The 13336-nt window shown below is 41.4% G+C and carries 12 protein-coding genes, 3 tRNA genes and 1 riboswitch; of the genes, 4 read left to right on the top strand and 11 right to left on the bottom strand.

Going from position 1 to position 13336, the window contains the following annotated elements; all coding sequences use genetic code 11:
* Positions 1–97: 97 nt before the first annotated feature.
* The 3 genes from fusA to rpsL form a co-directional block, all read right to left on the bottom strand.
* On the bottom strand, positions 98–2200 hold the full coding sequence (gene fusA, locus HMPREF2750_RS09810) for an elongation factor G (RefSeq protein WP_005699207.1): 2103 nt from the start codon (positions 2198–2200) through the stop codon (positions 98–100).
* A gap of 84 nt (positions 2201–2284) precedes the next feature.
* Positions 2285–2755 carry a 30S ribosomal protein S7 gene (gene rpsG / locus HMPREF2750_RS09805; protein WP_005699184.1) on the bottom strand — a complete coding sequence of 157 codons (471 nt, stop codon included), beginning with the start codon at positions 2753–2755 and terminating at the stop codon, positions 2285–2287.
* Between the two features lie 146 nt (positions 2756–2901).
* Positions 2902–3276 carry a 30S ribosomal protein S12 gene (gene rpsL, locus HMPREF2750_RS09800; RefSeq protein WP_005543325.1) on the bottom strand — a complete coding sequence of 125 codons (375 nt, stop codon included), beginning with the start codon at positions 3274–3276 and terminating at the stop codon, positions 2902–2904.
* A gap of 258 nt (positions 3277–3534) precedes the next feature.
* Here rpsL and HMPREF2750_RS09795 point away from each other — a divergent pair, with 258 nt between their 5' ends.
* Entirely contained in the window at positions 3535–4920 is a 1386-nt protein-coding gene (locus HMPREF2750_RS09795) for a chloride channel protein (RefSeq protein ID WP_070583794.1), read from the top strand.
* A 3-nt stretch (positions 4921–4923) separates the two neighbouring features.
* Positions 4924–5910, top strand: coding sequence for a tRNA dihydrouridine(20/20a) synthase DusA (gene dusA / locus HMPREF2750_RS09790; protein WP_070583792.1), 987 nt, complete (start codon positions 4924–4926; stop codon positions 5908–5910).
* Positions 5911–5980: 70 nt separating this feature from the next.
* Here dusA and ribB read toward each other — a convergent pair whose 3' ends face one another.
* Entirely contained in the window at positions 5981–6628 is a 648-nt protein-coding gene (gene ribB, locus HMPREF2750_RS09785) for a 3,4-dihydroxy-2-butanone-4-phosphate synthase (protein WP_070583790.1), read from the bottom strand.
* Positions 6629–6716: 88 nt separating this feature from the next.
* Positions 6717–6891, bottom strand: a riboswitch (FMN riboswitch).
* A gap of 127 nt (positions 6892–7018) precedes the next feature.
* Between ribB and nadR the strand changes: the two genes are divergently transcribed.
* On the top strand, positions 7019–8128 hold the full coding sequence (gene nadR, locus HMPREF2750_RS09780) for a multifunctional transcriptional regulator/nicotinamide-nucleotide adenylyltransferase/ribosylnicotinamide kinase NadR (RefSeq protein ID WP_083304560.1): 1110 nt from the start codon (positions 7019–7021) through the stop codon (positions 8126–8128).
* Between the two features lies 1 nt (position 8129).
* Positions 8130–8810, top strand: coding sequence for a metallophosphoesterase family protein (locus HMPREF2750_RS09775; RefSeq protein WP_070583788.1), 681 nt, complete (start codon positions 8130–8132; stop codon positions 8808–8810).
* Positions 8811–8862: 52 nt separating this feature from the next.
* Here HMPREF2750_RS09775 and HMPREF2750_RS09770 read toward each other — a convergent pair.
* The 7 genes from HMPREF2750_RS09770 to waaA form a co-directional block, all read right to left on the bottom strand.
* Positions 8863–8939: transfer RNA gene (locus HMPREF2750_RS09770), tRNA-Arg, on the bottom strand.
* A gap of 53 nt (positions 8940–8992) precedes the next feature.
* A tRNA-Arg gene (locus HMPREF2750_RS09765) sits at positions 8993–9069 on the bottom strand.
* Positions 9070–9092: 23 nt separating this feature from the next.
* A tRNA-Ser gene (locus HMPREF2750_RS09760) sits at positions 9093–9186 on the bottom strand.
* 154 nt (positions 9187–9340) lie between these two features.
* Complete coding sequence (gene rep, locus HMPREF2750_RS09755; protein WP_070583786.1) at positions 9341–11353, bottom strand: DNA helicase Rep; 2013 nt, start codon at positions 11351–11353, stop codon at positions 9341–9343.
* 13 nt (positions 11354–11366) lie between these two features.
* On the bottom strand, positions 11367–11579 hold the full coding sequence (locus HMPREF2750_RS09750; RefSeq protein WP_070583784.1) for a lipoprotein: 213 nt from the start codon (positions 11577–11579) through the stop codon (positions 11367–11369).
* Positions 11576–12052 (bottom strand): pantetheine-phosphate adenylyltransferase, encoded by a 477-nt coding sequence (gene coaD / locus HMPREF2750_RS09745; RefSeq protein WP_014064370.1) that lies wholly within the window; start codon positions 12050–12052, stop codon positions 11576–11578. Before coaD ends, HMPREF2750_RS09750 begins: the two co-directional genes overlap by 4 nt.
* On the bottom strand, positions 12049–13336 hold a 1288-nt coding region (gene waaA / locus HMPREF2750_RS09740; protein ID WP_186821587.1), incomplete at its 5' end, for a lipid IV(A) 3-deoxy-D-manno-octulosonic acid transferase. The genes waaA and coaD, both read right to left, overlap by 4 nt.

Genomic DNA, 13336 nt, shown 5'->3' with positions numbered 1-13336 from the left:
GGTTTTGTACGTTCAAATTTTTCTTTAGACATTTGTTTAGTTTCCTAGAAAATGCTCTATAAGCCATTCGACTTATAGAGCGGATTGTTACAAAAAATTATTTTTTACGCGCTTCAATTACTGCAGCAGCAACACTTGTTGGTGCTTCAGCATATTTTAACGGTTCCATTGAGTATGATGCACGACCTTGAGTTTGTGAACGTAAGTCTGTTGCATAACCGAACATTTCAGAAAGTGGAACTTCTGCATCGATTTTAACAACGAATTCGTTCGCTTCTTGACCGTTAACCATAGCACGACGACGGCTTAAGTCACCGATTACATCACCCACATACTCAGGTGGAGTTTCTACTTCAACTTTCATGATTGGCTCAAGTAGAACTGGGTTTGCTTTAGCGAACGCTGCTTTAAATGCTAAAGAAGCCGCTAATTTAAACGCTAATTCTGATGAGTCAACATCATGGTATGAACCGAAGTGTAAACGTACACCAATATCTACTACCGGATAACCCGCTAATGGACCAGATTTAAGCTGTTCTTGGATACCTTTATCAACTGCAGGAATGTATTCACCAGGGATTACACCACCTTTGATTTCGTTTACAAATTCGTAACCAGGACCTTCTGGATCTAATGGGTATAAGTCAATAACAACATGACCATATTGACCGCGACCACCAGATTGTTTTGCGTGTTTACCTTCCACATCGTTAACACGAGTGCGGATAGTTTCACGGTAAGATACTTGTGGTTTACCGATATTAGCTTCCACTTTGAACTCACGTTTCATACGGTCAACGATGATATCTAAGTGTAACTCACCCATACCAGAAATAATGGTTTCACCAGATTCTTCATCAGTGTGAACACGGAATGAAGGGTCTTCTTGAGCAAGACGACCTAATGCAAGACCCATTTTTTCTTGGTCAGCTTTAGTTTTAGGTTCTACTGCTACAGAGATTACTGGCTCTGGGAATTCCATACGCTCGAGGATGATTGGTGCATCGATAGCACATAATGTATCACCCGTAGTTACATCTTTTAAGCCGATTGCTGCAGCGATATCGCCCGCACGAACTTCTTTGATTTCTTCACGCTTGTTAGCGTGCATCTGTACGATACGACCAAAACGTTCACGTTTTTGACGTACAGAGTTTAATACTGTATCACCAGAGTTAATTACACCTGAGTACACACGGAAGAAGGTTAAGTTACCTACGAATGGGTCAGTTGCAATTTTAAATGCTAATGAAGAGAACGGCTCATCATCGCTTGCGTGACGTTCACCTTCAGTTTCATCTGGATTAATACCTTTGATTGCTGGAATATCAGTTGGTGCTGGTAAGTATTCAACAACCGCATCAAGCATTGCTTGAACACCTTTGTTTTTGAATGCAGAACCACAAGTTACCAAGATGATTTCATTTGCTAATACGCGTTGACGAAGACCTGCTTTAATTTCTTCTTCGCTTAACTCTTCACCACCAAGATATTTTTCCATTAATTCTTCAGTTGCTTCAGCTGCTGCATCAACAAGGTTTTGGCGCCATTCTTCACAAGCTGCTTGCATATCTGCTGGAATATCTTCATAAGTGAAGGTCATACCTTGGTCAGCTTCGTTCCAGTTGATCGCTTTCATTTTGATCAAATCAACAACACCAGTGAAGTTTTCTTCTGCACCGATTGGAAGTTGAAGAGGAACAGCGTTCGCACCTAAACGAGTTTTAAGTTGATCAACAACACGTAAGAAGTTAGCACCAGTACGGTCCATTTTGTTTACGAACGCAATACGTGGAACTTGATATTTGTTAGCTTGACGCCATACAGTTTCAGACTGAGGTTGAACACCACCAACCGCACAGTAAACCATTACCGCACCATCAAGAACACGCATAGAACGTTCTACTTCAACAGTAAAGTCTACGTGTCCCGGGGTATCGATAACGTTGATACGGTGTTGTGGGAACTGTTGTGACATACCAGACCAGAATGCGGTAGTTGCCGCAGAGGTAATGGTAATACCACGCTCTTGTTCCTGTTCCATCCAGTCCATTGTTGCTGCACCATCGTGTACTTCACCAATTTTGTGACTTACACCGGTGTAGAATAAGATACGTTCAGTGGTAGTAGTTTTACCAGCATCAATGTGCGCACTAATACCGATATTACGATATCTTTCAATAGGGGTTGTACGAGCCATTATTATAACCTTGTTAAGTTTAATATCTGTTTATATAAGGGTAAGGCTTCATCGAGGATGAAGCCCTTAAATTTTAAAAGCGTATTACCAACGGAAGTGAGCAAATGCTTTGTTAGCTTCAGCCATACGGTGAACATCTTCACGTTTTTTCACTGCTGCGCCTTTGTTATCTGATGCATCAGATAATTCATTTGCAAGACGTAAAGCCATTGATTTATCACCGCGTTTACGTGCAGCTTCAACGATCCAACGCATACCTAATGCGTTACGACGAACTGGACGTACTTCAACTGGCACTTGGTAAGTAGAACCACCAACACGACGAGATTTAACCTCAACAGTTGGGCGAACGTTTTCAAGTGCAATTTCAAATGCTTCTAAAGGTTCTTTACCTGTGCGTTCTGCAAGTTTGTCTAACGCACCGTAAACGATGGTTTCAGCAACGGATTTTTTACCGTCTACCATTAATACATTAATAAATTTTGCAAGTAACTCTGAACCGAACTTCGGATCTGGAAGAATCTTGCGTGGTTCAACACTACGACGACGTGGCATTGCGAATTTCTCCGTATATTTAATCTTCAGGATATCCAAAACTCTATAAAAATTAACCGCACTTTAAAGTGAGCTAATGTGATACTGGAGTTTCTGATTTAAATTTTTACTAATTTAGACGTTTGGCCTTACTTAACGGAGTTCCATTAAGCTTTAGGACGTTTAACGCCGTATTTAGAACGACCTTGTTTACGATCTTTAACGCCTGCACAGTCTAATGCGCCGCGTACAGTGTGGTAACGCACACCTGGTAAGTCTTTAACACGACCACCACGGATAAGCACAACACTGTGCTCTTGAAGGTTGTGACCTTCACCGCCGATGTAAGAAGTTACTTCAAAGCCATTAGTTAAACGAATACGACATACTTTACGTAATGCTGAGTTCGGTTTTTTAGGTGTAGTTGTGTATACACGAGTGCACACACCACGTTTCTGCGGGCAAGCCTCTAATGCAGGAACGTTACTTTTTACAACCTTTTTCACACGCGGTTTGCGTACTAGCTGGTTGATAGTTGCCATTAAAAAAGCTCCAGTTTAAATGTTATTCATAATAGAATGTTTGTTACAAAATCTATCTCTCCATCCAATAGACAGAAGAAATAGACGCTGAATTTTAATGGTTTCGCCTCACATTGTCAATATTTAAACAGAAATAGGATCGCAAAGGATCGCTTGATAAAAAATCGACACAAAACTGACCGCACTTTCCCAAATCAATTGCCTGTCTGTGACTAGGCTTTTATAATTTCAAACAGAATTATTTTGTTGGCAATCATTATGTTACGTTCATTCATTTTTCATTTACGTTATTTCTACCATAAAAAACTTCGACAAACCCATCGTATCTCTCATAAAACCCTAGAATTTATATGTCTACTGATTGGTGCGACATTTGTTGCACTTTTTTCCTTTGGATTTGCGAAACTCGCCGACATGGGACTTGAATTTAATGCCTATTGGTTAGCCAAATACCCTCTCGCCGTTTGGATCGTTTTACCGCTTGGTCTTGCTTTTCTCACCTGGTTTACCGCTAAATACACGCCTTATGTTGGCGGCAGTGGTATTCCACAAGTGATTGCCTCCATTAATCTTCCTTATAATGGTTATAAAACAAAACTGGTTAAATTTCGCCAAACCATTTGGAAAATTCCACTTACTTTCTTTGCAATGGTTATCGGTGCGTCTGTTGGACGTGAAGGCCCTTCTGTTCAAGTGGGTGCTGCAGTCATGCTAGCTTGGGGGAATTTCTGTCGTAAATACAACTTTGCTTTCCGCGGCTTAAGTACGAATGAACTCATCGCAACGGGTGCAGCAGGCGGTCTTGCTGCCGCATTTAATGCCCCTTTAGCTGGGGTCATTTTTGCTATTGAAGAACTTGGTCGAGGTGTGATGTTACGCTGGGAACGCCGCGTGTTGCTCGGTGTATTAGCGGCCGGTTTTATTTTAGTGGCGATTCAAGGCAATAGCCCTTACTTTCCTGTTTATAGGGGCACAACCTCTATTCCTTATTTATATCTTTGGCTTGCCATTTGTGGCCTCGTCTGCGGTGTACTGGGTGGTATATTTGGACGACTGCTTGCCAAAGGACTCGCGGGACTTTCTCCAATCAAATGGCGTGATTGGATCCGAAAACACCCTATTTATATTGCCTTATTACTTGGTTTAGTGTTGGCTGCTCTGGGCACCTACAGCGAAGGACAAACCTATGGAACAGGTTATGATGTTGTCGCAAGAGCATTAGAAGGACAGCTCGTTTCGCCTGAAGTGGGGATACTAAAACTCTTCGCAACGGTTACGACGTATTGGAATGGCATCGCGGGCGGAATTTTTACGCCATCTCTCACTACTGGCGCGGGTATCGGCACCATGTTATGGGAAATCAGTAACGGCATGGTGGATCAACGCTTCTTGGTCATTTTATGTATGGCAGCCTTTTTAGCCGGTGGCACACAATCCCCTGTGACAGCCAGCGTAGTGGTGATGGAAATGACTGGGGCTCAACCTGTGCTGATTTGGCTCTTGATTTCCAGTATCATTGCCTCCATAATTTCGCGCCAATTTAGTCCGAAACCTTTTTACCACTTTGCGGCTGGACGTTTCCGTCAACGAATGCAGGAACAACAAGCAGAAGATCTTCGCCGTAACAAGATTCAAGAGAAATAAAATATGTCAGAAAACCAACCGCACTTTTATCGTGGACGCTTTTCCGTGGCGCCAATGTTAGATTGGACGACACGCCATTGTCGCTATTTTCATCGCCAATTTAGTAAAAAGGCGTTGCTTTATACTGAAATGGTTACGGCTCCCGCCATTATTCATGCGAAATACGATCATTTAGATTTTGATTTGCAAGAAAACCCAGTTGCCCTACAACTCGGTGGAAGTGATCCCGCACAGCTTAAACATTGTGCCAAATTAGTCCAAGAAAGAGGCTATCATGAAATTAATCTGAATGTCGGCTGCCCTTCCGATCGCGTGCAAAACGGCATGTTTGGTGCTTGCTTAATGGCAAAAGCGGATTTAGTAGCAGAATGTATTTCGGAAATGCAACGTGTCGTGAATATTCCTGTCACCGTGAAAACGCGTATTGGTATTGATGATTTGGATAGCTATGAATTTCTCTGCGACTTTATCGAAAAAGTCCATCATGCAGGCTGCCAAGAATTTATTGTTCATGCACGAAAAGCCTGGCTTTCAGGATTAAGTCCAAAAGAGAATCGAGAAATTCCCCCTTTGGATTATGATCGTGTTTATCAATTAAAGAAAGACTTTCCGCAGTTGACCATTGCAATTAATGGTGGCATTAAAACCATCGAAGAAATGAAACATCATTTGCAATTTGTGGATGGCGTGATGGTTGGGCGTGAGGCTTATCAAAATCCGTCATTGTTGGGCTATGTTGATCAAATGCTTTTTGATGCCAATGCGGATATCGTCACACCAAGACAAGCGGTGGAAGCCATGTTCCCTTATATTGAAAAACAACTGAGCCAAGGTGTTTATTTAAATCATATCGTTCGACATATGCTTGGCGCATTCCAAAACTGCAAAGGGGCAAGACAATGGCGACGCTATTTAAGTGAAAATGCCTTTAAGCAAGGCGCAGGAATCGAAGTGGTCGAAACGGCATTAAGCTTTGTGGAAACGAATTAAGCCTAAAACGCAAAGTGCGGTCAGAATTTAAAAGATTTTCTGACCGCACTTTTGTTTTCCAAGCATTTAATTAGCACTGGTGTTTTTGACGATATGCCACTAAATCTTCAATTGTTAATACCGCATAACCAAATTTTTTCGCAAATTCGATAATTTCTGCAGCACGAGCCATGGTGCCATCATCATTCGTAATTTCACAAATCACACCAGCCGGTTTAAAACCACTTAAACGCGCTAAATCAACGGACGCTTCAGTATGACCACGACGTGCTAAAACACCACCTTCTGCAGCACGTAATGGGAAAACATGCCCAGGACGGTGAAGATCTGCTGGTTTTGCATGATCCGCAATTGCTGCTTTGATTGTGGTGACGCGATCTTGCGCCGATACACCTGTCGACACACCTTCTGCCGCTTCAATCGTCACGGTAAACGCGGTTTTATTCACGCTATTGTTGTGTTCAACCATTGGTGGCAAATCAAGCTGTTTGCATTGTTCATCGATAATACATAAACACACGATACCACTGCCATAGCGAATAAGTTTTGCCATTTGTTCTGGCGTAATGGTTTCTGCTGGGAAAATTAAATCGCCTTCATTTTCGCGATCTTCATCATCCAATACTAATACGCCATTACCTTGTTTGAATGCATTCAATGCGTTAATTACCCGTTCTTCGCCGGTCGCACCAAATGCAGATAAAATTGACTGATTCATCGTAATTTCCTTTGTTGTTACGTTAAAATTAACCAGAATCAGGGCTGAGAAATGCAAATAAATAGAACGGAATTGGGAACCCAATCCGTTTTATTCTCTTTCATCCAGACTATACTGTCGGCTTTGGAATTTCACCAAATCTGCTAACCTTAAAAGTACAAAGCGAAACAATTTTGTAAAACGTAATCAAAATTGACCGCACTTTTAAGTGCTCGTGGGCTGTCACCACCGGTAGGGAATTTCACCCTGCCCTGAGAATGCAGGTCGTAGTATAACGTAAAATGTCACAGTAAAAAATCATTCAATGAAAAATGTTTTTATTTGCACAAAGATTGCATAAAATAGGACTATTCAGCCACCTCGCAGTGGTCATTTAGCGAAGGATACATTATGTCGAACAAACACGATAAAAAAGTGGGTGTGATTTTTGGGAAATTTTACCCTGTCCACACCGGCCATATTAATATGATTTATGAAGCATTTAGTAAAGTGGATGAACTTCACGTAATTGTCTGTAGCGATACCGAACGCGATTTGAAACTGTTTTATGATAGTAAAATGAAACGCATGCCGACGGTACAAGATCGCCTTCGCTGGATGCAACAAATCTTTAAATATCAAAACGATCACATTTTTATCCATCATTTAGTTGAAGATGGCATTCCAAGTTATCCGAATGGCTGGCAAGCTTGGAGTGAGGCAGTAAAAAATCTATTTGAAGAAAAACAATTTACCCCGACAATGGTATTTAGTAGTGAGCCACAAGACAAAGCACCATACGAAAAATACCTAGGCCTTGAAGTTTCTTTAGTGGATCCTGACCGCTCTTTCTTTAATGTATCTGCAACGAAAATTCGAACTACACCTTTCCAATATTGGAAATTCATTCCAAAAGAAGTCCGTCCATTCTTTGCAAAAACTATTGCCATTTTGGGTGGTGAAAGCAGCGGTAAAAGTGTCTTGGTCAGTAAGCTTGCTGCCGTATTTAATACCACTTCTGCATGGGAATATGGTCGGGAATATGTCTTTGAAAAATTAGGTGGCGATGAGCAAGCCATGCAATATTCTGACTATCCACAAATGGCATTAGGTCATCAACGCTATATTGATTATGCCGTACGTCACGCCCATAAAGTGGCGATTATTGATACCGACTTCATTACCACGCAAGCTTTTTGTATTCAATACGAAGGTAAAGCCCATCCATTCTTAGATTCTATGATCAAAGAATACCCGTTTGATGTCACCATTTTATTGAAAAACAATACAAAATGGGTGGATGATGGATTACGTAGTTTAGGTAACCAAAAACAACGTCAACAATTCCAACAGTTATTGAAGAAATTGTTAGATAAATACAAAGTGCCTTACATTGAAATTGAATCGCCAAGTTATTTAGACCGTTATAACCAAGTGAAATCTGTTGTAGAAAAAGTGTTAAATGATGAAGAACTTGAAGGTTTACAGCATACTAAACGCACATTGACCAACGAGAAATAAGATGATTTTATTCGCAGGCGATCCGCACGGAAGTTATGAACATCTTTATCCTTTCGTACAAGAAAACGACAACGTTGCCCTGATTATTTTGGGCGACTTGCAACTTTCTTCGCCTGATGAATTAGATAAACTCGCAAAATATTGTGATATTTGGTTTATTCACGGTAATCATGACAGCAAAACTGTCGCCGCATTTGAGGCAATTTGGGGGACACATTGGAAATCGCGTAATTTGCATAATCGTGTTGTTGAAATCCAAGGTCAACGCATTGCCGGCTTAGGTGGCGTATTCCGAGGACAAATCTGGATGCCTCCCAATAAACCAATGTATTTTGACCCTATCCACTATTGCCAATATAGCCCGCAAGAAAAAATTTGGCGTGGCGGTGTACCATTACGTCATCGCACGTCTATTTTCCCTTCTGATATCGAAGCCATTGAAAATGAACAAGCCGATATTCTAATTTGCCATGAGGCACCGAAGCCCCATCCAATGGGATTTCGTGTGATTAATCAACTTGCTGAAAAATTAGGGGTAAAACACGTTTTCCATGGACATCACCACGATAACGTTGAATATAAGACAAATTTTCCCTATAAAATCACGAATGTCGGTTTTAGAAGTGTCACTGACGTACAAGGAAATTATTTATTAAAAACGATTGATGATCGAGAAAAATAACTAAATAAAGCGTTAATTATTTTTGATAAAAAGAAAATTTGAAGAGAGAAGATGGCGCACCCGAAAGGATTCGAACCTTTGACCGCTCGGTTCGTAGCCGAGTACTCTATCCAGCTGAGCTACGGGTGCGTAGTGATGTTTTATTCTTCGTGACCATTTTAACTGATAGAGTCGATTTAAAATGGCGCACCCGAGAGGATTCGAACCTCTGACCGCTCGGTTCGTAGCCGAGTACTCTATCCAGCTGAGCTACGGGTGCAGAATAATAAAACTAACAACAAATGGCGGTGAGAGAGGGATTCGAACCCTCGATGGAGTTTTTGACCCCATACTCCCTTAGCAGGGGAGCGCCTTCAGCCTACTCGGCCATCTCACCACATTCGGTGTGTGGGCGGTATGATACGTTTTTTTGAAAATATGTCAAATCATTTTTTGTAAAAGCCGTTTTGGTTGCTTGATTTATCTACATTTTGCATAAATAAAGTGCGGTTGAAAAAACAAATGAATTTCCTACCGCACTTTAATCATCTCTAGCCTTTTAAAATTGCCCGCAAACGATCAAGCTGACTCGATGTTTGTTGTTGCTTCTGCTCTACCGTTAATTTTGGCTTATCTTTTTCCCATTGCACATCATCTTGTGGTAGCTCTGCTAGAAAGCGACTTGGCTCTGGGCGAATTAACTCGCCAAACTGACGTCGTTCACGACAAAGAGAAAAAGTCAGCGTTTGTTGTGCTCGCGTAATGCCCACATAGGCTAGACGGCGCTCTTCCTCTACATTATCTTCATCGATACTGGTTTGATGAGGTAAAATCCCTTCTTCCATACCGATTAAATACACATGAGGAAACTCTAAACCTTTGGAGGCATGCAATGTCATTAATTGCACTTGATCACTCTCGTCATCGTCTTCGCCGCGTTCCATCATGTCGCGTAGCGTTAAACGAGTGACCACTTGATTTAAATTCATCGGCTCATTCACGTCATCGCCTTTGAGCATATCCTCTACCCAGCTAAACAACGTCGCCACGTTTTTACTCTGCATTTCAGCGGCTTTCGGGCTGGTGGCATACTCATACAAATATTCTTCGTAATGCAATGAAGAAAGTAAAGAACGCACAGCCGTTTCAGGATCGGAACGTAAACTTTGATCGTTCAACTCCACAATCCAACGACCAAATTTTTGCAATGCATCATAGGCTTTTGGTGTAACACGTTGCATGAGCTCAAACTCAAAAATCGCCTCAAATAAGCTGATATGTTTTTCCTGTGCCAACTCGCCTAGTTTTTGCAATGTTGCAGTACCAATTTCCCGTTTTGGTGTATTAACAATACGCAAAAAGGCTGCATCATCGTCTTGATTCACCACCAAACGCAAGTAAGCCATCATGTCCTTAATTTCAGCGCGAGAGAAAAAAGACGTCCCGCCAGAAATTTTGTATGGAATACGGTTTTGCATCAGCACTTTTTCCAATAGACGGGATTGATGATTACCGCGATACAAAATCGCATAATCCTTGAATTTAGTTTTACGACTAAAACGATGAGCGATTAATTCCGCCACAATCCGTTCGGCTTCATGTTCTTCATTTTTCGCTTCAATGACTTGTAGTTTTTCACCTTCGCCTAAATTGGAAAAAAGCTTTTTGTCAAATACGTGCTCGTTGTTATCAATCAAAATATTGGCACAATGCAAAATACGATGAGTGGAACGATAATTTTGTTCCAATTTGATGACTTGCAAACGCGAAAAATCATCACGCAAGCGCACCATATTTTGCGGTCTTGCACCTCGCCAAGAATAAATGGATTGGTCATCATCGCCTACTACGGTAAAACAAGCTCTCTCGCCAACGAGTAGTTTGATGAGCTCATATTGGCTGGTATTGGTATCTTGATATTCATCCACCAACAAATAGCGGATTTTCTCCTGCCATTTTGACCGCACTTCTTCATTCTGCTTGAAGAGTAAGGTCGGCAACATAATCAAATCATCAAAATCCAACGCATTGTAAGCACGAATTTGCGCCGCATAACGCTCATAACATTTTGCAAAGGTTTGATATTTTGCATCTTTCGCTAAAGCATAAGCCTGTTTTGGCGAAACCAAATCATTCTTCCAATTGGAAATAACGGAAATTAACTCTCGCAATAAATCCTTATCTTCTTGCAACACATCTGCCGTCAGTTCTTTTAGTAAGGCAAGTTGATCGTGCTCATCAAACAAGGTCATATTCGATTTAAAGCCTAAAGCTTTATATTCCCGCTTGATAATGTCGAAACCTAAGGTATGGAAAGTGGAAACAATCAATCCTTTGGATTTTTCTTTACCAATCGAATGGGCTACACGCTCTTTCATTTCACGAGCGGCTTTGTTGGTAAAGGTTACAGCGGCGATCTGTTTAGGTAAATAACCGCAGTGTTCAATCAAATGAGCAATCTTATTGATGATCACACGAGTTTTGCCCGAGCCTGCGCCAGCTAGCACCAAGCAAGGCCCACTGACATATTCGACAGCCTGTTGTTGTTGAGGATTGAGTTTCATATCTTAATGCAAATTAATTTGACCACGCATAAGGCAATAATGCGGTATCTAATAAAAATGATAGTGGCAAATCTAAAATAGGTAAGCCCCATTTTTGGGCCATCTCTAAATCATAAGCCGCACCCGCGTAAGGTGTGTATTTTTCCGATGGATCGATTAATTTCACCACCGTACCACAACCGGTTAACACTAAAAGTGCGGTTAAAATTAGAAGTGTTTTTTTCATTCACGACGTGCTTTTAAGGCTAAATAGACGGCTTCCGGCACCAGTTCTTTCACATCCCCATGGTGCAAATAAATTTCTCGTACAATCGTAGAAGACACAAACGCCCATTTTTCTGTTGGAGGGAAAAACAAACTATCCACACCATCGGTTAATAAACGGTTTAACGCGGCCAGTTGTAATTCATATTCGAAGTCCGTTGTTGTGCGCACACCACGAATAATGGCGGTAATCTTTTTCGCTTTGATTTCATTTGCGAGTAAATCAGAGAATCCAAATACTTCCACATTGGGTAAATGAGCGACCGATTGACGCACGAGTTCAACGCGCTCCTCCAATGAAAACAATGGCTTTTTGCTCGGACTATTCGCAACTGCGACAAAAACTTTCGGAAAAATGACTGCACTTCGCGCAATGATATCTAAATGTCCGTTGGTAATCGGGTCAAACGTGCCAGGGTAAATTACGCTTGTCATTTATTGTTCTCCGAAATATTGGTTAAATAAGGATGAAGCAAATCTAAAAGACGCTGTAATGCGCCACGATTTTCGATTAATACCTCATAGCCTGCATTGCCTAAACGTTGACGTGCCCCTTTAGAATTCAACAACTTATCAATAATCTCTGCCAACGCTTTCTCTGTGGAGTTGATTTGCAACACACCTTGCACTTCTAGGAGCGAGGTAAAAACTTCAGGGAAATTGAAGGTATGCTTTCCACTCACAACGGGTAATTTAAATGCCAAAGGCTCTAAAGGATTATGTCCCCCATGTTTGACCAAACTTCCGCCAACAAACGCAATATCTGAAATACCATACATCAACATCAACTCGCCCATGGTATCCCCCAGAATCACTTGGGTATTCTCTGAAGGAATCTCACCTGTTGAACGACGAATAAAGTTAAAGTTGGCTTTTTCAATTAAATCTGCCACAGGATTAAAACGTTCAGGATGACGAGGCACTAGCAATAACAACAAGTTTGGATGTTTTTTCAGTAACAAATGGTGTGCCTGTAAAATGAGCTCTTCTTCCCCTTCATGGGTACTCGCCGCAATCCAAATCTGACGATCTTTCGCCCAGCTCTCATGAAGTGTTGCAATGTCTTTGAGTAACTCATCACTGACCACAAGATCATATTTAATATTGCCGGTTAATTGCAGACGATCTTTCTCATAACCTAACTCTAAATAACGTTTTCCACTGATACTATCTTGTGGCGCAATCAGGCTAATTTGAGAGAACATTCTTTGTAGGCGTTTTTTTACCTTGCCATAGCGTCTAGCTGAACGCGCAGAAAGGCGTGCATTCGCCACAATGAAAGGAATATTTCGACAAGCCAAACAATCAATCAAATTTGGCCAGAGTTCCGTTTCAATGACAATGAATACTTTAGGTTGAATAAAATCAATAAAACGATTGATGACACAAGGTAAATCGTAAGGCAAATAACAATGCGTCACAGTTTCCCCAAAGGCGGCTTTTACGCGTTCAGAGCCTGTTGGCGTGACCGTTGTAAACGTGATCGATAAATTCGGGTATTCCTTCTGAATACGTTTTACTAGCGGCGTGGCGGCAATCACTTCACCAACTGATGCCGCATGAATGACGATCCCATCTTGTGTAGGCTTAGCAAGATTCGCATAAATGCCATATCGCTCACCTAAACGCTTGCGATAATTCGGAGCTTTGAGACTTCGTAGTAACATGAATAGCAGCACAAAAGGCTGAATTAGATACATCAGGCCGGTATAAAAAAAA

It is taken from the genome of Haemophilus sp. HMSC066D02, assembly GCF_001810545.1.
Lineage (GTDB): Bacteria > Pseudomonadota > Gammaproteobacteria > Enterobacterales > Pasteurellaceae > Haemophilus_D.
This window is presented reverse-complemented; position numbering and strand designations above follow the sequence as displayed.

Excerpts from the sequence above, each read along its gene's own strand:
- fusA (WP_005699207.1), bottom strand. The coding sequence starts at position 2,200 with ATGGCTCGTACAACCCCTATTGAAAGATATCGTAATATCGGTATTAGT.
- rpsG (WP_005699184.1), bottom strand. The coding sequence starts at position 2,755 with ATGCCACGTCGTCGTAGTGTTGAACCACGCAAGATTCTTCCAGATCCG.
- rpsL (WP_005543325.1), bottom strand. The coding sequence starts at position 3,276 with ATGGCAACTATCAACCAGCTAGTACGCAAACCGCGTGTGAAAAAGGTT.
- HMPREF2750_RS09795 (WP_070583794.1), top strand. The coding sequence starts at position 3,535 with ATGTTACGTTCATTCATTTTTCATTTACGTTATTTCTACCATAAAAAA.
- dusA (WP_070583792.1), top strand. The coding sequence starts at position 4,924 with ATGTCAGAAAACCAACCGCACTTTTATCGTGGACGCTTTTCCGTGGCG.
- ribB (WP_070583790.1), bottom strand. The coding sequence starts at position 6,628 with ATGAATCAGTCAATTTTATCTGCATTTGGTGCGACCGGCGAAGAACGG.
- nadR (WP_083304560.1), top strand. The coding sequence starts at position 7,019 with ATGTCGAACAAACACGATAAAAAAGTGGGTGTGATTTTTGGGAAATTT.
- HMPREF2750_RS09775 (WP_070583788.1), top strand. The coding sequence starts at position 8,130 with ATGATTTTATTCGCAGGCGATCCGCACGGAAGTTATGAACATCTTTAT.
- rep (WP_070583786.1), bottom strand. The coding sequence starts at position 11,353 with ATGAAACTCAATCCTCAACAACAACAGGCTGTCGAATATGTCAGTGGG.
- HMPREF2750_RS09750 (WP_070583784.1), bottom strand. The coding sequence starts at position 11,579 with ATGAAAAAAACACTTCTAATTTTAACCGCACTTTTAGTGTTAACCGGT.
- coaD (WP_014064370.1), bottom strand. The coding sequence starts at position 12,052 with ATGACAAGCGTAATTTACCCTGGCACGTTTGACCCGATTACCAACGGA.